The organism is Rhodococcus parequi, assembly GCF_046042785.1.
Taxonomy (GTDB): Bacteria; Actinomycetota; Actinomycetes; order Mycobacteriales; family Mycobacteriaceae; genus Prescottella; species Prescottella parequi.
The window spans coordinates 717156-736379 of the sequence record NZ_JBDLNV010000003.1 but is presented as its reverse complement, the minus strand read 5'-3'; the positions used below and the strand labels follow the sequence as shown (position 1 = coordinate 736379).

Genomic DNA, 19224 nt, shown 5'->3' with positions numbered 1-19224 from the left:
CTACTCGGCGGCGAGGCGGGCCTCGCGGTCCGCCTTGCCGAGCGCGTCGAGCAGCGCGTCCATGTCGCCGTCGAGCACGGCGTCGAGGTTGTGCGCCTTGAAGCCGATGCGGTGATCGGTGATGCGATTCTCGGGGAAGTTGTACGTGCGGATGCGCTCGGAGCGGTCGACGGTGCGGACCTGGCTCTGGCGGCCGGCCGACGCCTCCGCGTCCGCGGCCTCTTCCGCCGCGGCCTGCAGCCGAGCGGCGAGCACCTGCATGGCACGCGCCTTGTTCTGCAACTGCGAGCGCTCGTTCTGGCAGGTCACGACGATGCCGGTGGGCAGGTGCGTGATCCGGACCGCGGAATCGGTGGTGTTGACGCCCTGACCGCCCTTGCCGGACGACCGGTAGACGTCGATGCGCAGATCGGTCTCGTCGATCTGCACCTCCTCGACCTCCTCCGGCTCCGGGTAGATCAGGACACCGGCAGCCGAGGTGTGGACGCGGCCCTGCGACTCGGTGACGGGGACGCGCTGCACGCGGTGGACGCCGCCCTCGAACTTCAGGCGGGACCACACACCGTCGCGGGCGTCGCCCTTCGACTTGATCGAGATCGTGGCGTCCTTGTATCCGCCGAGGTCGGAGACGGTGGCGTCGAGGATCTCCACGCGCCACCCGGCGCGCTCGGCGTGGCGGACGTACATACGGGCGAGATCGGACGCGAACAGGGCCGATTCCTCGCCGCCCTCGCCGGACTTGAGCTCGAGGACCACGTCGTCGCCGTCGTGCGGGTCGCGCGGTGCCAGCAGGTCGGTGAGGGTCTTGTCGAGTTCGGTGACCGTCTCCTCGAGCGCCGGGATCTCTGCGGCGAACGCCGAGTCATCGGCGGCGAGCTCGCGCGCCGCCTCGAGGTCTTCCTGCGCGGACGTGAGCTTCGCGTACGTGGCCATGACCGGGGCGAGTTCGGCGAAGCGCTTGCCCGCCTTGCGCGCGGCCGACGGATCATTGTGCAGCGCCGGATCGGCGAGCTGCTGCTCGAGGCCCGCGTGCTCGGCCAGGATGTCGTCGATCGCCGACGGCTGAGTCGTCCCTGCCATGATTGGCTCCTGTTTCGCGTTTCGCGCACTTGTCGTTGTCGTCGAGATCCCCCGTGGCGCGGCAAGTGCGCAAAACGCGGTTCGGGGTCGGCACAAAAAAGCCGACGCCCGGCCTGCAGAAATCGCAGGACGGGCGTCGGCGGGACAGCTACTGGTCGGCAGCGGCCTTCTTGCCGGCACGCTTTCCGTAGCGAGCCTCGAAGCGGGCGACGCGTCCGCCGGTGTCGAGGATCTTCTGCTTGCCGGTGTAGAACGGGTGGCACTGCGAGCAGACCTCGACGTTGATACGTCCGCTGGTCGCCGTGCTGTGGGTCTCGAACGTGTTGCCACAACCGCACACGACGGTGGTTGCAACGTATTCGGGGTGGATTCCTGCCTTCATGGTGTCCCTTTCGATGGCCGCCGGGTCGACCTCGCCGTTCGAGGCCGTGAACCGGAACCGGACATGGTGGTTGTCACGCGATCGCCCATTCTGCCAGAGGCGGACGCATCCTCCTAAACGCGCCCCCGCGCCGGATCATTCCCACCGGATACGACTCGTCCCCGTGACGCGAGGCGCACGGGGACGAGTCGAACAGGTCGGGAAGATCAGTCCGCGAGAGAACCCGGAGCCGTCTTCGAGACCGTCATGAGGAACTCGACGTTGCTCTGACTCTTCTTGAGCCGGTCGACGAGCAGGTCGATCGCCTGGTGCGTGTCCAGACCGGACAGCACGCGCCGCAGCTTGTGCACGATGGCGAACTCGTCGGGGCTCATCAGGAGCTCGTCCTTGCGGGTGCTCGACAGGTTGACGTCGACCGCGGGGAACACCCGGCGCTCGGCGATCTTGCGGTCGAGCTTGAGCTCGGCGTTGCCGGTGCCCTTGAACTCCTCGAAGATCACCGTGTCGCCGGTGGAACCGGTCTCCACCAGGGCGGAGGCGATGATCGTCAGCGAGCCGCCGTTCTCGATGTTGCGCGCGGCGCCCAGGAAACGCTTGGGCGGGTACAGCGCGGTCGAGTCGACGCCACCGGACAGAATGCGTCCGGACGCAGGCGACGAGTTGTTGTAGGCACGGCCCAGTCGGGTGATCGAGTCGAGCAGCACCACGACGTCGCGACCAGCCTCGACGAGGCGCTTCGCGCGCTCGATCGCCAGCTCGGCAACCGACGTATGATCGGCCGGCGGACGGTCGAACGTCGAGGCGATGACCTCGCCGTTCACCGACCGCTGCATGTCGGTGACCTCTTCGGGCCGCTCGTCGACCAGGACGACCATCAGGTAGCACTCGGGATTGTTGACCGAGATCGCGTTCGCGATGTCCTGCAGGACGGTGGTCTTACCGGCCTTCGGGGGCGACACGATGAGCGCGCGCTGGCCCTTGCCGATCGGCATGACCAGGTCGATCACGCGGGTCGTCAGGATGTTCGGCGTGGTCTCGAGACGCAGGCGCTGGTTCGGGTACAGCGGCGTGAGCTTGTTGAACTCCGGGCGCTTGCGGGCAGCCTCGACCTCGCCGCCGTTGACGGTGTCCAGACGCACCAGCGGGTTGAACTTCTGCCGCTGGTTGCTCTGCTCGCCCTCACGCGGAACACGGACCGCACCGGTGATCGCGTCACCGCGACGCAGGCCGTTCTTACGGACGAGGTTCATCGAGACGTACACGTCGTTCGGGCCGGCCAGGTAGCCGGACGTGCGCACGAACGCGTAGTTGTCGAGGACGTCGAGGATGCCGGCGACGGGCTGCAGGACATCGTCCTCACGGATCTCGGGCTCGCGGCCCTCGCGGGCCTCGCCCCCCTCGCCGCGGTCGCGTCCACGACGGCGCTCACGGAAGCGGCGACCGCGACGGCCGCGACCGCCCTCTTCGTCGTCGCCGTCCCGGCGCTCGCCGCGGCCTTCGCCGCGGGGTCCGTTGCCGCCCTGCGAACGCTCACCGCGGTCGCCACGCTCACCGCGGTCGCCACGCTCACCGCGGTCGCCACGATCTCCGCGGTCGCCACGATCTCCGCGCTCGCTGCGGTCGCCACGCTCACGGCGCCCGCCGCGCTCCTCGGCGGGCTGATCCTTGCCCTGCTCGCGGCCGTCTTCCTTGCTCTCGGCCTGCTTCGGCTCGGCCTGCTTGCTCTCGGCATGCTTCGTCTCGGCCTGCCTGCTCTCGGCGTCCTTGGCCTCGGCGGGAGCGGCCTCGGGGGCCCCACCGGCGTCGGCCGCAGCCGACTCGGGCGCACCGGCACGCCGGGAGGAGCCCCGACGCTGGCGGCTACGACGGCCGCCCTGCTCGGATTCGCCGGCGTCAGAAGTCTCACCGGCAGCCGGAGCCGCGGGAGCCTCGGCCTCGGGACGGGCCGCGGCGCGCTCCTTGCGCGGCGCAGGCGCCTCGGCCGGAGCCGTCGCCGCAGCAGCGGCAGCGCCGCCACCCTGGCGTTCCTTGATCGCGGCGATCAGGTCGCCCTTGCGCATACCCGAGGTGCCCTTGATGCCGAGTTCGCCCGCGAGCGTACGAAGCTCGGCGAGCACCATGCCGGACAGCCCGGCGCCGCGCCGGGAATCGGCGCGTTTGGTGGACGCAGCGACCGCGCCTTCGCGCGACCCCGCGTCGGAAGTCTGTGCAGAATCGCCCGCCCGGGCACCCGCGGCCTCTGCCGGGGAATCTTGAACAGGCGTGGCAATCAGGTCCGTATCGGTCACGGAGGTCCTTTCCTTCCCTCGCTCGCGCTGCGCAAAGCCGAGGGTTCGTCCCGCAATTCAGTTGACTGACTGAACTCGGATGTGCCGTATCCGCTGGATGGAATTCCGGCCTTGTCCCCATCACATCACCGAAGGAGGCGGGTGCTGTCGATCGATCAGCGCAGGAAAAAGCGCGTGAGGATCATGCCAGGAATACCCCGAAGAAATGGAGTGAGTGCCCTGGTGAAGCACCGGCGTCTGAAGCGCACGATGTACGGACACGCCCAGGATAGCGGCGAATGCCTCACTCGGCAAGAACCGAGCAGTAACTATCCCGGGCGGGCTCCGTCAGTTCACCTGGACGCCGTCTGCGACCTCGAGTTCGAGCACGCGCAGGCCGCTTTCCTCGGCCTCGCGGCGCAACGCCTCGGGGAACGGCCTGTCCGTGAGTGCGAGGACCGTCGGCCCCGCCCCCGACACCGTCGCGGCGATACCGGCATCGCGCAGCTTCGCGATCCAGCTGGTGGTGAGCGGCAGGGCCGGGGCGCGCTGCGTCTGGTGCAGCTTGTCCTCGGTGGCCGTCATCAGCAGGTCGGGGCGCTGGGTGAGAGCGACCACCGCGAGCGCGCCGCGGCTCACGTTGAAGGCGGCATCCCGATGCGGAACCGTCTCCGGGAGCAGACCGCGGGTGAGCGCGGTCGACGAACGCTCCGACGGCACCAGCACCACGACGCGAACGTCGGGATGCACCGGCAGCCGGACGGCGCTGTACCGACGCTGCGTCGCGTCGTCGACGCCCGGCTCGCTCCACGACACGACCGCGCCGCCGAGAACGCTCGCGGCCGCGTTGTCGGGGTGGCCCTCGAACTCCGACGACAGCTGGACCAGCTGCGCGGCGGTGAGCGCCAGCTCCGGCGCCGCCTTGAGCGCCAGTCCGTTGGCTGCGGCCAGCCCACCGACGGCAGCGGACGCGGACGAGCCGAGACCACGCGAATGCGGAATGGCGTTACGGCACACCACATCCAGCCCGTCGGCCCACAGGCCCGCCGCTTCGAGGCCCCGTTCGATCGCGCGGACCACGAGGTGCGAGGGACCCCACGGGACGTCGTCGGCGCCCTCCCCCTCGACTCGGATAGCGAGACCCGAATCGGTGGTGGTGACCGTGATCTCGTCGTACAGCCCGAGAGCCAGACCCAGCGTGTCGAAGCCCGGACCGAGATTTGCGCTCGACGCCGGGACGCGCGCGGTCACGGTGAGCCCGGTGGGAAGGGTCTGTGTCATCGTCTGGTCCACTGCCGTGTCCGGAGCCGCGGTCACTATGCCAACTCGAGCGCCGCGGCCACGGCGACCGGGTCGACCGGGATCGGCTGGACGGCCGGCATGCCCGCGAGGGCGGTGTCGGGGTCCTTGAGGCCGTTGCCGGTGACGGTGCACACGACGGTCTGGCCCGCATCCAGCCAGCCCTCCTTGTGGGCAGCGAGCAGGCCCGCGACGCTCGCGGCCGACGCGGGCTCGACGAAGACGCCCTCGGTCGCGGCGATCAGGCGGTACGCCTCGAGGATCTCTTCGTCGGTGGCGGCGCGGAACGCACCGTTCGACTCCTCCTTGGCGGCGACGGCGCCCGCCCACGAGGCGGGGGCGCCGATACGGATCGCGGTCGCGATGGTCTCGGGGTCCTTGACCGGGGCACCGTGCACCAGCGGCGCGGCACCGGCGGCCTGCACACCGAGCATACGCGGGCGCACCGAGGTGATGCCGTCGGCGAAGTACTCGGAGTAGCCGCGCCAGTAGGCGGTGATGTTGCCGGCATTGCCGACGGGCAGCGCGTGGATGTCGGGCGCCTTACCGAGGGCGTCGCAGATCTCGAACGCCGCGGTCTTCTGGCCCTCGATGCGGACCGGGTTGACGGAGTTGACCAGGCCGATCGTCGGGAACTCGGCGGTGGTCTTGCGGGCCAGCTCGAGACAGTCGTCGAAGTTGCCCTGGACCTGGATGATGCGTGCACCGTGCATGACGGCCTGCGCGAGCTTGCCCATCGCGATCTTGCCCTGCGGAACCAGCACGGCGCAGCCCATCTTCGCCTTGGCGGCGTAGGCGGCCGCCGAGGCGGAGGTGTTGCCGGTGGAGGCGCACAGCACGGCCTGCTGGCCGCGGGCGAGCGCGTCGGTGACGGCCATCGTCATACCGCGGTCCTTGAACGAACCGGTGGGGTTGAGGCCCTCGACCTTGAGGTACACGTCGCAGCCGGTGAGCTCCGACAGGTGCCCGGCCGGGAGCAGCGGCGTGCCGCCCTCGCGCAGCGTGACGGTCTTCCAGTTCGGTCCGATCGCGAGCCGGTCGCGGTAGGCCTCGATCAGTCCCGGCCACGGGGTGTGGACGGGGGTCGCCTTGGTGTCGGCCTTGGAGTTGGCGCCGGTCATTCGGAGGTACCTTCCAGTCGGAGCACGCTGGTCACAGCGGTTACAGATTCGAGTTCGGCAAGGGCGGCAACCGTTTCCGAGAGTGCCGCATCGTTGGCGAGGTGGGTGACGACCACGAGGCGCGCACCGTCACCGGCGCCCTCCTGCCGGACGGTGGAGATGCTGACGCCGCGATTGGCGAACTCGGCGGAGACCGCCGACAGCACGCCGGCCCGATCGGCCACCTGCATGTTCACGTAGTAGCGGGTCGGGATGTCACCCATCGGCGCGATCGGCAGCTGCGCGTACTTGGACTCGCGCGGGCCGCGGCCGCCGTGCACCCGGTTACGCGCGGCCATGACGAGGTCGCCCATGACGGCGGACGCGGTGGGCGCACCGCCGGCGCCCTGGCCGTAGAACATGAGACGGCCCGCGTTCGCCGACTCGACGACGACCGCGTTGTAGGCGCCGTTGACGCCGGCGAGCGGGTGCTCCCGCGGGACGAGTGCGGGGTAGACGCGCGCGGAGACGCGCTCGCTGCCGTCCGCGGCGACGATCCGCTCGCAGATCGACAGCAGCTTGATCGTGCAGTCGAGCGACTTGGCGGCGTCGAGATCGTCGGAGGTGATCTTCGAGATGCCCTCGCGGTACACGTCGCCCGCGGTGACGCGCGTGTGGAACGCGATCGACGCGAGGATCGCGGCCTTCGACGCCGCGTCGAAGCCTTCGACGTCGGCCGTCGGATCCGCCTCGGCGTAGCCCAGGCGGCCGGCCTCGGCGAGCGTGTCGGCGTAGTCGGCGCCCGTCTCGTCCATCGCGGACAGGATGAAGTTGGTGGTGCCGTTGACGATGCCGAGGACACGGTCGACGCGATCACCCGCGAGCGACTGCGTGAGCGGGCGGATCACCGGGATCGCACCGGCCACCGCGGCCTCGAAGTACAGGTCCACGCTCTGGCGCTCGGCGGCCTCGGCGAGCTCACCGGTGTACTCGGCGAGTAGTGCCTTGTTCGCGGTCACCACGGACTTGCCGGCGTTGAGCGCGGCCAGCACCAGCTTGCGCGGCAACTCGATGCCACCGATGACCTCGACGACGACGTCCACGTCGTCGCGGAGCACCAGCGACTCGGCGTCGGTGGTGAGCAGTTCCTGCGGCAGGCCGCGGTCACCGTCGATGCGCCGGACCGCGACACCGCGCAGTTCCAGTCGTGCGCCGACTCGGGCCTCGAGGTCGGTCGAGTGCTCGCGGATGATCCGAGCCACCTCGCTGCCCACGGTCCCGAGGCCGAGAACAGCCACCCCGATGGCGCGCTGCGCCGATTCGCTGGTCACTCCGAAACCTCCAAGCTGAGCAGATCTTCCACAGTTTCCCTACGCAAGATTAGGCGTGAGGCGCCGTCCCGCACTGCTACCACCGCGGGGCGGGTGAGCAGGTTGTACCGGCTGGACATCGAATAGCAGTATGCGCCCGTCGCCGCGACGGCGAGCAAATCTCCGGGACCTAGATCATCGGGCATCCAGGCGTCGCGGATCACGATGTCGCCACTCTCACAGTGCTTGCCGACGACGCGGGCAACGACGGGGGCCCCGTCGCTGTCCCGTGACACCAGGCGGGCGTCGTACTCGGCCTGGTAGAGCGACGTGCGAATGTTGTCGCTCATGCCGCCGTCGACGCTGACGTACCGGCGCGTCGCACCGCCGTCGAGGGTGACGTCCTTGATGGTGCCCACCTCGTACAGCGTCACGGTGCCGGGGCCGGCGATCGCGCGGCCCGGCTCGACCATGAGGGTCGGCACCGGAAGATTCGCCGCTTGGGACTCCGTCGCGACGATGTGCGCGAGCTTGGCCGCGAGTTCGGCGACCGGCGGCGGGTTGTCGCTGTCCAGGTACGAGATACCGAGACCGCCACCGAGGTCGACGATCGACAGCTGCGAGGTCCTTTCGGCACCGAAACGGTCGACGATCTCCCGCATGAGACCGATGACGCGGTGCGCTGCCAGCTCGAAGCCGTCGACCTCGAAGATCTGCGAACCGATGTGGCTGTGCAGACCGACCAGGCGCAGGTTGTCGGTCGCGAAGACACGTTCGACGGCCGCCATCGCCTTGCCCCCGGACAGCGAGAAGCCGAACTTCTGGTCCTCGTGCGCGGTCGCGATGAACTCGTGCGTGTGCGCCTCGACGCCGACGGTGATGCGGATCAGGACGTCCTGCACGACGCCGTGACGGGCCGCGACCTCGTCGAGCCGGTCGATCTCGACCATCGAGTCGAGCACGATGTGCCCGACGCCCGCCGCGACGGCGGTGTCGAGTTCGGCGACGGACTTGTTGTTGCCGTGCATCGTGATCCGCTCGGCGGGGAATCCGGCGTGCAGCGCGACGGCCAGTTCGCCACCGGACGCGACGTCCATCGACAGGCCCTCGTCGCGCACCCAGCGGGCGATCTCGGCGGACAGGAACGCCTTCGACGCGTAGTGGACGCGCTCGGCGCCGCCGAAGGCGCGTGCCATCTCACGGCAGCGGGACCGGAAGTCGTCCTCGTCGACGACGAACAGCGGCGTGCCGTACTTCTCGGCCAGGTCGGTGACCGGGACGCCGGCAATGCGGACGATGCCGTCGGTGCCGCGCTCGGCGCTGCGCGGCCACACCTGCTCGGGCAGCGTCGTCATCTCGGACGGCGTCGCGGGCCGGGGCGGCAGCCCGGGGGCGTGCTGGATCTCGGCGTGCCGGGGGCCGGCGGGATGCGCGTTCACATGCGCTCCGGTGCACTGACGCCGAGCAGCTCAAGTCCGTTCGCGAGGACCTGACGGGACGCGTCGCACAGCGCCAGACGAGCGGTGTTCAGCTCCCCCGCCTCCTCGTCGCCCTGGGGCAGGATGCGGCAGGCGTCGTAGAAGCGGTGGTACGTGCCGGCCAGCTCCTCGAGGTACCGGGCGATGCGGTGCGGCTCCCGCAGCTCGGCCGCCTTCGCGACGACGCGCGGGTACTCGCCGATGGTGCGGATGAGGTCGCCCTCGCGGTCGTGGGTGAGCAGACCGAGATTGGGGTCTGCCGCGCTCAGGCCCAGGTCGGCGGCGTTACGGGCGATGGAGCAGAGCCGCGCGTGCGCGTACTGCACGTAGTAGACGGGGTTCTCGTTGGTGGTGCTGGCCCACAGCTCCAGATCGATGTCGATGCTCTGGTCCACCGACGAGCGGACCAGCGAATAGCGCGCGGCGTCGACACCGATCGCCTCGACGAGGTCGTCGAGCGTGATGACCGTGCCGGCGCGCTTGCTCATCTTCACGGCGACACCGCCGCGGACGAGATTGACCATCTGGCCGATCATGACCTCGACGGTGTCCGGGTCGTCCCCGAACGCGGCCGCAGCGGCCTTGAGGCGCCCGATGTAGCCGTGGTGGTCCGCGCCGAGCATGTAGATGCACAGGTCGAAGCCGCGGGCGCGCTTGTCCTGGAAGTAGGCGATGTCGCCGGCGATGTACGCGGCGTTGCCGTCGGACTTGATGACGACGCGGTCCTTGTCGTCACCGAAGTCGGTGCTCTTGAGCCACCAGGCGCCGTCCTCGTGGTACAGGTTGCCGGAGCCCTTGAGGGTCTCGACGGCCCGCTCGACCGCACCGGACTCGAACAGCGAGTTCTCGTGGAAGTAGACGTCGAAGTCGACACCGAACTCGTGCAGCGTGCGCTTGATGTGCTCGAACATCAGCTCGACACCGATGGATCGGAAGGTCTCGTGGCGCTCGGCCTCGGGCAGATCGAGCGCACCGGGCGCCTGCTTCTGCACGTCCGTGGCGATGTCGACGATGTAGGCGCCGGCGTACCCGTCCTCGGGCGCGGGTTCGCCCTTCGCCGCGGCGATCAGCGACCGGGTGAAGCGGTCGATCTGGGCACCGTGGTCGTTGAAGTAGTACTCGCGCGTCACGTCGCCGCCCTGCGTCGCCAGGATGCGACCCAAGGCGTCACCGACCGCGGCCCAGCGGGTGCCACCGAGGTGGATGGGGCCCGTGGGGTTCGCGGAGACGAACTCGAGGTTGATCCGCTTGCCGGCCAGTGCCTCGCCCGAACCGTATGCCGCACCGGCCTCGAGGGCCTTCGCGACGATCGCGCCCTGCGCATCGGCGGCCAGGCGGATGTTGAGGAAGCCGGGACCGGCGACCTCGGCGGAATCGATGCCCTCGGACGCCGTCAGTGCCGCGGCGAGCCAGGTGGCGAGATCACGCGGATTCGTACCGGCCTTCTTGGCGACCTGCATCGCCACGTTCGTGGCGTAGTCACCGTGCTCGGGGTTGCGGGGACGCTCGACCGTCAGTGTCGCGGGCAGTACGGAAACGTCGAGTCCGTGCTCGGCGAGCACCTTCGCGGCGGTCCCTCGGAGCAGTTCGGCAAGGTCGGCTGGAGTCACAGGAGTCCATCTTATTGCCTGGACCAGCGCGCCGTTTACCCAGTATCACCCTGTCTCCAAGGATTCCCTCAGGGTCGGAACGTACAGTGGGGAAGCCTGATGGGGACCGGGGAGGCTCCCTACCCCTCGAGGACGCCCTGTATCCCATCACCGAAAGAGCACTCATCGATGCCCAGCGGTTCGGAAAATCGCGGTCCCGGCAATAGCAAAACGGGGGCCAAGTCAGCCAAGGCGATCAAGGCAGCCAAGAAGAAGCAGGGTGGTGTGCCCGCATCCAAGCGCGGAGGCGGCACGTCGCGCCAGATTCCGTGGCTGACCATCGGCGCCGTCATTGCAGTCGTGGCGCTGATCGGCGTCCTCGCCGTCAACATCTTCCCGAAGTACCAGGATCAGCAGGCCGTGGCGAAGTTCACGCCGTCGGAATCCAATCAGGACCCGTCGTCGACCATCGACGGCGTCGTCAAGATCGACTACCCGGCCGGCGTCCACGTCGAGTCGACCCAGCGGGTCGCGTACGACCAGACGCCGCCGTTCGGCGGACCCCACGATTCCGTGTGGGCGACGTGCACCGGCACCGTCTACGCCGACCCGATCCGCACCGAGAACGCCGTGCACTCGCTCGAGCACGGCGCCGTCTGGATCGCGTACAACCCCGACAAGCTCGACGACGGCCAGCGCAAGCAGCTCGAGGAGCGGGCGAGCTCGCGTGACGGCTACATGCTGATGTCGCCGTACCCGGGCCTGGATTCCCCGATCTCGCTGCAGTCGTGGGGCCACCAGCTCAAGGTCGACAACGCCGACGACGAGCGCATCGACCAGTTCATCAAGGCGCTGCGCCTCAACCGCTACGCGTACCCCGAGGTCGGCGCGAGCTGCTCGACGATCCCCGGCTCGTTCGACCCGGCCAACCCGCCGCCGTTCGACGCGACCGCGCCCGGCCCCGACGCGGTGCCGATGGACGGCGGCGGCATCACGCCGGATGCCAACGAGATCGGCGGCGCCGCCGGAGTGCCGTCGGGCCTTCCGATGGAGCAGGCACCCGCTCCTGCGGTCGGCGGGAACGGCTGATCGACGCGATGACCGACATCGACAGCCCGGACCGGACCGCGACGGAACCGAGCGGGCGCAGTCAGCGGACCGCGCTCGCCGTGGTGGGCCTGATCGGCGTCCTCGCGATCGGTTTCGCACTGGGATTCTTCGCGCGCTTGCCGATCGACGACAAGGGCACCCCGACTCCCGCCGCGGACTCGGTGGACGTCGGCTTTTCCCAGGACATGACCGTTCACCACAATCAGGCGATCGACATGTCGTCGATCGCGCTGACGAAGTCGACCGACCCCAAGGTCAAGAGCCTCGCCTTCGACATCCTGACCAGCCAGCAGAACCAGGTCGGTCAGATGCAGGGGTGGCTTGCGCTGTGGGACCGGGCTCCGCTGCCCACCGACGGCTACATGACCTGGATGACCGAAAGCGGCGGGCACGGAGGACATTCGGGCCACGGCTCCGCCGCGACCGGTGCTGCCGAGGAGCACGACAGCAGCAAGATGCCGGGCATGGCGAGCCCCGAGGAGATGGCGGCACTCGGCCAGGCCACGGGCCCCGAACTCGACGTGATGTTCCTGCAGTTGATGCTGCGGCACCACCAGGGTGGGCTGCCGATGATGGAATACGCCGAGCAGTACGCCGACGTCCCGGCCGTCCGGAATCTCGCGAAGAAGATGGTCTCGACCCAGCAGGGTGAGGCGACGCTCATCACGAACATGCTCACGGAGCGGAACGCCACCCCGCTTCCGATGAACTGACAGTTCGCTTCGTCGACCGTCACCGGGCGGCGCTCCCCCAGCGGGAGCGCCGCCCCGTCTGCTTCTGCCGCAGATGCGCCGGAAGCGCGGGAAAAACACCGATCTACCAGCCGATGTGGATGATCGGCGACAATGCGCTACGCTAACTCCGCCCACTGGCACACCGGATTTCCGGTGCGCCCCCGTAGCTCAGGGGATAGAGCGTTCGCCTCCGGAGCGAAAGGCCGCAGGTTCGAATCCTGCCGGGGGCACACGGAAGGCCCCACTCTTTCGAGAGTGGGGCCTTCGGCCGTTTCCGGGGAGCGTTCGCGGGCTCAGCGCGCGCCCGAACGCAGTCGGAGCCCCCACGCGCCCACACCACACACGACGACGACGGCGACCGCGGCCAGAACGGCGGGCACGGAGAGCGACACCGAACGCTCGAAGACGGACGCGGGCGCGTAGTCCGCGTACTGCTCGGTCACCATCCAAGCCGTTGCAACGACGCCCGGGATCCCGACGGTGAACGGCAGCGCGAGACCGACCGTGGCAGCCGGCGCCGATGTGGGAAGGCACGACCCGGCCGTGTATCCCGCGGCGACAGGCAGCAGGAACATGTAGGCGAGCGCGGGGACGTCCTGCGCCTCGAATGTCACCAGCGAGGCCGTCGCGGTGACAGCCAGGAGTCCGAAGCCGACCACCGGGACGGGCCACCGGCGACCCGCCACGACGCCCACAGCTATCAACGCGCCCGGGATCGCGAGGGACCACCAACCGATGCTCGTCCACTGCGATCCTCCCGAGGCCGCCGCGAGAACCGCCGCCCCCGCGAACACCACCTGGCCGTCACGCCCGGGCAACTGCCATGCAAGCCAGGCGACCAGCGCCACTGTCACACCGACGTACGGATACCACCATTCGGGCCGGGCTCCCGACTCGATCAAGATCCAGTTCGCCGCGAAGGCCGCGACGGGCAGCGCGGTCGCCACCGCGAGCCACCGAGTCTCGATATGCGCCGTCCACGACGTTCTACGGTCGAGCAGCGCGGCAAGGACGATCAGGACCGCCGCCGCGATGACCGGCCACGGACTCGCCACACCTGCAGTCTCCACGGACTCCAGAGGGGCGTACGCGGTCCACCCGCCGTCATTCGCGCCGAAGCGCCGCATGTCCACGACGGCACCGGCCATCAGGAACGCCCCGATCGTGCCCGCGGCAAGGGCTGCTTGCGCGTTCGCATCGCGGGCCGCGAGCACCGAGGCCCCGCCCAGAACCAGACCGGCCGCAATGGCATTCGAGTAGAGAAGCACCGCCGAGTCGCTCGGGTATCGCACCAAGTCCGGCAACACGAGCAGCAGCAGACCGATCACCGCGGCCGCGGTCACCAGCATGATCGAACGCCTTCGCGCCAGCGCCGCGGTGACGACCACCGCGACGACAGCGGTGCACGCGACACCTGTCCCGTTCGCCACGAGAACGGCGGGCAGCGCGCTCTCCGCCCTGATGAAGTCGTCGGGCAGCGGCGACCACAGCACCCGACCGGCCAAGGCACCGCACACGAGTGCCGCGAGCACCGGCACGATCCGAGCGAGACGACTCATTCCACTCCCTATCCGGTTTGCAACTGGGCGACCACGTCCGCCATGCGACGATCCTGATCGGGGTTCTCCGGCAGCGCCAGCGTGACACTCTGCGCGACGCCGTCGATCCGCTCGCGCACCGCGTCGGCGAGCGCGTCGTAGCGGGCCGTCGGGACGACGGTCGCGAGGACGTCGTCGGTCACGATGTCGCGCAGGCGATCCCAGTCGTCGCGGCGGACGAGGTCGGCCAGGCGTCCCTGCAGCTCCGGGAATCCGTGCCGCTCGAGCGCGCCGCGGTAGGCGGGCGTCGAGTACAGGAACGCGAACAGCCGGCGGCGGCGTTCACGTTCCGCGGCGACGTCCGCGTCGGTGGCGCCGGTGATCACCTGCAGTCCCGCGACGATGTCGAAGCAGTCCAGCGACCGTCCCGCCGTCGCCGCCCCTTCTGCGAGAGCGGGCAGGCATTCGTCGGAGAGATACCGCGGGTCCGAGTTGGTGGGATGCGTGACGAGGCCGTCCGCACACTCCCCCGCCACCTGCAACATGCGCTGCCCGACACCGCCGAGGTAGATCGGCGGCACCTGCGTCTCCGTGTCGGGGCCCGGATTGAAGTACGGCTGCATCCGGGTGAACCGGTACCGGTCTCCCTCGTACGCAACGAGTTCTCCGGTGCGGAACGTCTCGAACGCGGCCCGGACGACGCCGACGTACTCGCGCATCGCCGCGGCGGGCGCGGTCCACGGCATCGCGTACCGCTCCTCGATGTTCTGCCGGATCTGGCTGCCGAGACCGAGGTGGAACCGTCCTCCCGACATCTTCGACAGGTCCCACGCGGTGTACGCGGTGAGCAGCGGACTGCGCACGAACGCGAGGGCCACCGACGTCCGGACGACGATCCGTTCGGTGGCCAGCAGGGCCGGCAGCGCGAGCAGGAACGGGTCGTGCACCGTCTCCGAGACGTGCAGCCCGTCGTAACCGGCCGCCTCGGCCCGCCGCGCGACGTCGGCCACCTCCCTCGGATTCAGGGCGGGATCGGTTCCGGTGTACACCTTCATCCGTCCGTTCTACCCGGCGAATTGCCGGATTTCGCGGCGGCACGGTGAGGGCGCTCGGTGACGAGTGTGATTGCCGTTACCATCGCTTCTCGTGGTCGACAGCATGGTGGGGGCGGAACATGCATCCGCGAAGAAGGCAGTGCGAGATCCCGGACCCGCACGTCAGGGGTGGTGGGATGTCCGACGGGCGCGCCTGATCGCGATCGTCGCCGGGATCCTCGGAGTCCTGTGCGCGGTGGCGATCCCGCTGCTGCCGGTGAACCAGGACCAGTCGACGCTCTCGTGGCCACAGAACGGGTCCACGCGCGGCGTCGAGGCACCGCTGGTGTCGTACGCCCCCTTCACCTTCGATGCGCAGATCCCGTGCGCGACGGCCGCGGGCCTCGACTCCGGCGGCACCCTCGTCACGACCATTCCCACGGGGGCGCCGGGAACGGAGCGCTACGGGCTCATCGCCAAGACGGTGGCCGCCTCGGACTCCGCGCCCGCCCGCCTCGAGGTGATCCTGCGGGATTCGTCGCTGATCTCGACGCCGCTGTCGGAACTGCAGGGCAGGGATTGCGCGATCGTCGTGTCGTCGACGTCCGAGCGCACCACCGCGTCGATCACCGGGCCCGGCGTCGAGGAATCGACGAAGACCGTCGACGGCGACGTCCGCCCCCAGATGGTGGGCGTCTTCAGCGATCTCGACGGCAGCGCACCCGCGGGCCTGCAGGTGACGGCCGAGCTCGACACCCGCTTCTCGACGACGCCGACGCCGGTCAAGATGGTCGCGATGGTCGTGGCGGTGCTCGCGACGCTGCTGGCGCTGGTCGCGCTGCACAGACTCGATCTCACCGACGGGCGCCGGGCGCGCCGCTTCCTGCCCGCGCGGTGGTGGCGCATCGGGTCACTGGACGTCGTCGTCGTCGGAACGTTGGTGCTGTGGCACTTCATCGGAGCGACCACAGCCGACGACGGCTACCAGTACACGATGGCCCGATCGGCGCAGTCGTCCGGCTACATGTCCAACTACTTCCGCTACTTCGGTGTGCCCGAGACCCCGTTCGGCACGCCGTACTACTACATCTTCGGTCTGCTCGACGACATCTGGAGCGCCAGCCCCTGGGTCCGACTGCCCGCGTTGCTCGCCGGCATCGTCACGTGGCTGGTGCTCAGCCGTGAGGTCGTGCCCCGGCTCGGCGTCGCGGCCCGCACGAGCCGGATCGCGCTGTGGACCGGAGCGCTGGGTTTCCTCGCGGTGTGGCTGCCGTACAACAACGGACTGCGCCCCGAACCGATCGTCGCGGCAGGAGTGCTGCTCACGTGGTGCTCGGTGGAGCGCGCGATCGCGACCCGGCGTCTCCTGCCGGCGGCGGTGGCCATCCTCGTCGCCGCGGCGACGCTCTCGGTCGGGCCGTCCGGAATCATCTGTTTCGCCGCGCTTCTCGCCGGGCTGCGCCCCCTGCTGCGGATCGTGATCGCGCGGGCCAGGACCGTGGGCTTCGCGGCACTGCTGCTGCCGCTGCTGGCGGCCGGGACCGCCGTTCTCGTCGCGATCTTCGCCGACCAGACGCTCGCGGTCGTTCCGGCGATGCAGGATGCGCACGTCGCCGGCGGCCCGAGCGAGAAGTGGTTCAGCGAGAACCTGCGGTACCAGTGGCTGTTGAACGACACCGCCGACGGCTCGCTCTCCCGCCGGTTCGGCATCTTCGTGATGTTCCTCGGGCTGGCCGTCACCATCCTGGCGATACTGCGCAAGAACGGACGCATCCCCGGCACCTCGGCGGGGCCGTCCCGCCGGATCATCGGCGTCGTGATCGGCGCCGTGGCGCTGATGATGTTCACGCCCACCAAGTGGACGCACCACCTCGGTGTCTTCGCGGGGCTGGCCGGTGCACTCGCGGTGCTCACCGCGGTCGCCGTGAGCACCGCCGTGCTGCGCTCGCCCCGCAACCGAGCGCTGTTCGCAGCGGCGCTCCTGTTCCTGCTGGCGTTCACGTTCATCGGGACGAACAACTACTGGTACGTGTCGGCGTGGGGCGTGCCGTGGTGGGACAAGCCGCCGTCGCTCGCCGGCACCGGGGCGGCGACGGGCCTGTTCGGTGGTGCGATTCTCATGGTCGGCGTCGCGACGTGGTGCCACCTGCGCGAGTCGCGCGTTCCCGCTCCGGGATCCCGCACTCGGTGGGTGTGGGCGCTGCCCCCGCTGACGATCGCGGCCGCTGTCATGGTGGCATTCGAGGTGCTCTCGCTCGCGAAGGGCGCGGTGAGCCAGTATCCCGCGTACTCGGTCGGTCGAGCGAACTTCGACGCGCTGCGCGGCCAGAACTGCGGGCTCGCGAACGACGTGCTGCTCGAGACCGATCCGAATGCGTCCATGCTGCAACCGCTCTCGGGAAACGTGGCGACCGCGCTCGCCGGCACCGACTCCACCGGCTTCCGGCCGGGCGGGGTCGCGTCGGATCTCAGCACCGACGGTGAGACGGCAGCCGCGGCGGGCACCGCGAACCTCGTCGACCCGGACACCGCGCCCACTTCCACCGACACCACGGCCGGTACCGGCGGCGGCGAGGGCGCCGTGGGCGTCAACGGCAGCACCGTCGCGCTGCCGTTCGGTCTCGACCCCGCGTCGACGCCCGTGCTCGGCAGCTACCGCACCGGCGAACAGACCACGGCATCGCTGACCAGCGAGTGGTACGGCCTGCCGGACGTCGGCGCCGACGGAACCCGCGGCGACATCGTCTCGATCGCGGTCGCGGGGCGGATCCGCTCGGTGGATCGTGACGGCATCGTCAAGTACGGCCAGGACCTGGAACTCGAGTACGGGGTGCGCCGACCCGACGGTGCGGTGGACGTTCTCGGTCGGGCGCTCCCCTTCGACATCGGACCCGAGCCGTCGTGGCGGAACGTGCGCGTTCCCCTCGACCAACTGCCCGCCGAGGCCGACGCGGTTCGTCTGGTCGCGTCCGACGAGGACCGCGACCCCGACCAGTGGCTGGCTGTCACGCCGCCGCGAGTTCCGCAGACCCGCACCCTCCAGGACGTCGTCGGGTCGGACACCCCGGTGCTCGCGGACTGGGCCGTGGGCCTCCAGTTCCCGTGCCAGCAGCCGTTCTCGCACGCGAACGGCGTCGCCGAGATTCCGGGATACCGGATTCTTCCCGACCGTCCGGGCGCGGTCTCGACCAACCGGTGGCAGGACCACTACGGTGGCGGCCCGCTCGGGTGGACCGACCAGCTGCTGACCGCCGAGACGATCCCGTCGTACCTGAACCACGACTGGCGACGCGACTGGGGCCAGGTGGAACGATTCACCCCGCGCGACGAGTCGGCGGGTCCGGCCGAGCTGACGACCGTGACCGAGCGGCGTTCGGGGTTGTGGAACCCGGGGCCGATGACCCTGAGGTTCTGACGCAGGTCGAATTCGCGCCGACCCCTTGACACGGTCCGACGAGCGAGAATACTTAAGAACGTGCTTAAGTATTCCGCACCGCTCGACGGGGTGTTCCACGCACTGTCGGATCCGAGTCGGCGCGGGATGGTCGAGCGACTCGGCCGCGGCCCGGCGACGGTCAGCGAGCTGGCGGCCCCGCTCGACATGTCACTGCCCGCCGTCGTGCAGCATCTCCAGGTGCTCGAGGCCAGCGGACTGGTGCGGTCGGAGAAGATCGGGCGCACCCGGACCTGCCACTTGGTGCCGGACGCCCTCGACGGGGCCGGGCAGTGGATTGCTCGGCGGCGCACGAGTATCGAGCGTCGCCTCGACCGACTCGGCGAGTTTCTCGCCGAGGCCGACGAAGCACCCGCAGCCGAGGAGTCGCCGTGAGCACCCGATCGGTCACCCATTCCACGTTCGTCGTCGAGCGCGTCTACGACGCGAGTCCCGCCCGCGTGTTCCACGCGTTCGCCGACCCGGAGGCCAAGGCCCGCTGGTTCACCCACCCCGACGAGTGGACCTCCGACGAGGGCACCATGGACTTCCGGGTCGGCGGCCGCGAAACGGTCAGTGGCGGCCCGAAAGGCGGCCCTGTGCACTCGTTCTCGTCGATCTACCAGGACATCGTCCCGAACGAACGCATCGTCTATTCGTACGACATGCACATGGACGACGTCCGGACGTCCGTGTCACTGGCCACGATCGAACTGTTCCCGTCCGGCGCCGGCACCCGCCTGGTGATGACCGAGCAGGGCGCATTCCTCGACGGCTACGACGACGCCGGGTCCCGCGAGCAGGGCACCAATCTGTTGCTCGACGCACTCGGCACGGCCCTCGCCGCGGAGTCCGCCGACGCCTGACGCG

At 69.6% G+C, this 19224-nt stretch carries 15 protein-coding genes and 1 tRNA gene; 6 read left to right on the top strand and 10 right to left on the bottom strand.

Going from position 1 to position 19224, the window contains the following annotated elements:
- The 8 genes from prfA to argS all read right to left on the bottom strand — a co-directional run bounded on the left by prfA (position 1) and on the right by argS (position 10526).
- On the bottom strand, positions 1-1080 hold the full coding sequence (gene prfA, locus ABEU20_RS11565) for a peptide chain release factor 1 (protein WP_420164545.1): 1080 nt from the start codon (positions 1078-1080) through the stop codon (positions 1-3).
- A 148-nt stretch (positions 1081-1228) separates the two neighbouring features.
- A complete protein-coding gene (rpmE, locus tag ABEU20_RS11560; RefSeq protein ID WP_005514015.1) occupies positions 1229-1462 on the bottom strand; it encodes a 50S ribosomal protein L31 in 234 nt (77 codons plus the stop codon).
- A 206-nt stretch (positions 1463-1668) separates the two neighbouring features.
- Complete coding sequence (gene rho / locus ABEU20_RS11555; protein WP_420164544.1) at positions 1669-3750, bottom strand: transcription termination factor Rho; 2082 nt, start codon at positions 3748-3750, stop codon at positions 1669-1671.
- A gap of 327 nt (positions 3751-4077) precedes the next feature.
- The gene (gene thrB / locus ABEU20_RS11550; RefSeq protein ID WP_420164543.1) at positions 4078-5010 is read right to left on the bottom strand and encodes a homoserine kinase; all 933 of its coding nucleotides are present in this window, start codon (positions 5008-5010) and stop codon (positions 4078-4080) included.
- 35 nt (positions 5011-5045) lie between these two features.
- A complete protein-coding gene (gene thrC / locus ABEU20_RS11545) occupies positions 5046-6149 on the bottom strand; it encodes a threonine synthase (RefSeq protein ID WP_420164542.1) in 1104 nt (367 codons plus the stop codon).
- A complete protein-coding gene (locus tag ABEU20_RS11540) occupies positions 6146-7459 on the bottom strand; it encodes a homoserine dehydrogenase (RefSeq protein ID WP_420164541.1) in 1314 nt (437 codons plus the stop codon). The genes thrC and ABEU20_RS11540 overlap by 4 nt, the downstream gene beginning before the upstream one ends.
- Positions 7456-8877 (bottom strand): diaminopimelate decarboxylase, encoded by a 1422-nt coding sequence (lysA, locus tag ABEU20_RS11535; RefSeq protein ID WP_420164540.1) that lies wholly within the window; start codon positions 8875-8877, stop codon positions 7456-7458. The genes ABEU20_RS11540 and lysA overlap by 4 nt, the downstream gene beginning before the upstream one ends.
- Positions 8874-10526, bottom strand: coding sequence for an arginine--tRNA ligase (gene argS, locus ABEU20_RS11530; RefSeq protein ID WP_420164539.1), 1653 nt, complete (start codon positions 10524-10526; stop codon positions 8874-8876). The genes lysA and argS overlap by 4 nt, the downstream gene beginning before the upstream one ends.
- Before the next feature lie 168 nt (positions 10527-10694).
- On the opposite strand from argS, the gene ABEU20_RS11525 reads away from it, so the two are divergent.
- The 3 genes from ABEU20_RS11525 to ABEU20_RS11515 all read left to right on the top strand — a co-directional run bounded on the left by ABEU20_RS11525 (position 10695) and on the right by ABEU20_RS11515 (position 12579).
- Positions 10695-11594, top strand: coding sequence for a DUF3105 domain-containing protein (locus tag ABEU20_RS11525; protein WP_420164538.1), 900 nt, complete (start codon positions 10695-10697; stop codon positions 11592-11594).
- An 8-nt stretch (positions 11595-11602) separates the two neighbouring features.
- A complete protein-coding gene (locus ABEU20_RS11520) occupies positions 11603-12328 on the top strand; it encodes a DUF305 domain-containing protein (RefSeq protein WP_420164537.1) in 726 nt (241 codons plus the stop codon).
- A gap of 178 nt (positions 12329-12506) precedes the next feature.
- Positions 12507-12579: transfer RNA gene (locus tag ABEU20_RS11515), tRNA-Arg, on the top strand.
- A 63-nt stretch (positions 12580-12642) separates the two neighbouring features.
- Here ABEU20_RS11515 and ABEU20_RS11510 read toward each other — a convergent pair.
- Together ABEU20_RS11510 and ABEU20_RS11505 are read right to left on the bottom strand one after the other, a co-directional pair.
- Positions 12643-13908 carry a hypothetical protein gene (locus ABEU20_RS11510; RefSeq protein ID WP_420164536.1) on the bottom strand — a complete coding sequence of 422 codons (1266 nt, stop codon included), beginning with the start codon at positions 13906-13908 and terminating at the stop codon, positions 12643-12645.
- 8 nt (positions 13909-13916) lie between these two features.
- Positions 13917-14942, bottom strand: a complete 1026-nt coding sequence (locus tag ABEU20_RS11505) for a TIGR03617 family F420-dependent LLM class oxidoreductase (protein ID WP_420164535.1) — start codon at positions 14940-14942, stop codon at positions 13917-13919.
- 103 nt (positions 14943-15045) lie between these two features.
- On the opposite strand from ABEU20_RS11505, the gene ABEU20_RS11500 reads away from it, so the two are divergent.
- The 3 genes from ABEU20_RS11500 to ABEU20_RS11490 are packed head-to-tail and all read left to right on the top strand — an operon-like array spanning position 15046 to position 19220.
- Positions 15046-18336, top strand: coding sequence for an arabinosyltransferase domain-containing protein (locus ABEU20_RS11500; RefSeq protein WP_420164584.1), 3291 nt, complete (start codon positions 15046-15048; stop codon positions 18334-18336).
- Between the two features lie 60 nt (positions 18337-18396).
- Positions 18397-18750 carry an ArsR/SmtB family transcription factor gene (locus ABEU20_RS11495; protein WP_420164534.1) on the top strand — a complete coding sequence of 118 codons (354 nt, stop codon included), beginning with the start codon at positions 18397-18399 and terminating at the stop codon, positions 18748-18750.
- Positions 18747-19220: an SRPBCC family protein gene (locus ABEU20_RS11490; protein WP_420164533.1), complete on the top strand. Its 474-nt coding sequence runs from the start codon at positions 18747-18749 to the stop codon at positions 19218-19220. The genes ABEU20_RS11495 and ABEU20_RS11490 overlap by 4 nt, the downstream gene beginning before the upstream one ends.
- Positions 19221-19224 lie beyond the last annotated feature (4 nt).

What these genes read in the sequence shown, in the direction of transcription:
- prfA (WP_420164545.1), bottom strand. Translation starts at nt 1,080, where the DNA reads ATGGCAGGGACGACTCAGCCGTCGGCGATCGACGACATCCTGGCCGAG.
- rpmE (WP_005514015.1), bottom strand. Translation starts at nt 1,462, where the DNA reads ATGAAGGCAGGAATCCACCCCGAATACGTTGCAACCACCGTCGTGTGC.
- thrB (WP_420164543.1), bottom strand. Translation starts at nt 5,010, where the DNA reads ATGACACAGACCCTTCCCACCGGGCTCACCGTGACCGCGCGCGTCCCG.
- thrC (WP_420164542.1), bottom strand. Translation starts at nt 6,149, where the DNA reads ATGACCGGCGCCAACTCCAAGGCCGACACCAAGGCGACCCCCGTCCAC.
- ABEU20_RS11525 (WP_420164538.1), top strand. Translation starts at nt 10,695, where the DNA reads ATGCCCAGCGGTTCGGAAAATCGCGGTCCCGGCAATAGCAAAACGGGG.
- ABEU20_RS11520 (WP_420164537.1), top strand. Translation starts at nt 11,603, where the DNA reads ATGACCGACATCGACAGCCCGGACCGGACCGCGACGGAACCGAGCGGG.
- ABEU20_RS11510 (WP_420164536.1), bottom strand. Translation starts at nt 13,908, where the DNA reads ATGAGTCGTCTCGCTCGGATCGTGCCGGTGCTCGCGGCACTCGTGTGC.
- ABEU20_RS11505 (WP_420164535.1), bottom strand. Translation starts at nt 14,942, where the DNA reads ATGAAGGTGTACACCGGAACCGATCCCGCCCTGAATCCGAGGGAGGTG.
- ABEU20_RS11500 (WP_420164584.1), top strand. Translation starts at nt 15,046, where the DNA reads ATGGTGGGGGCGGAACATGCATCCGCGAAGAAGGCAGTGCGAGATCCC.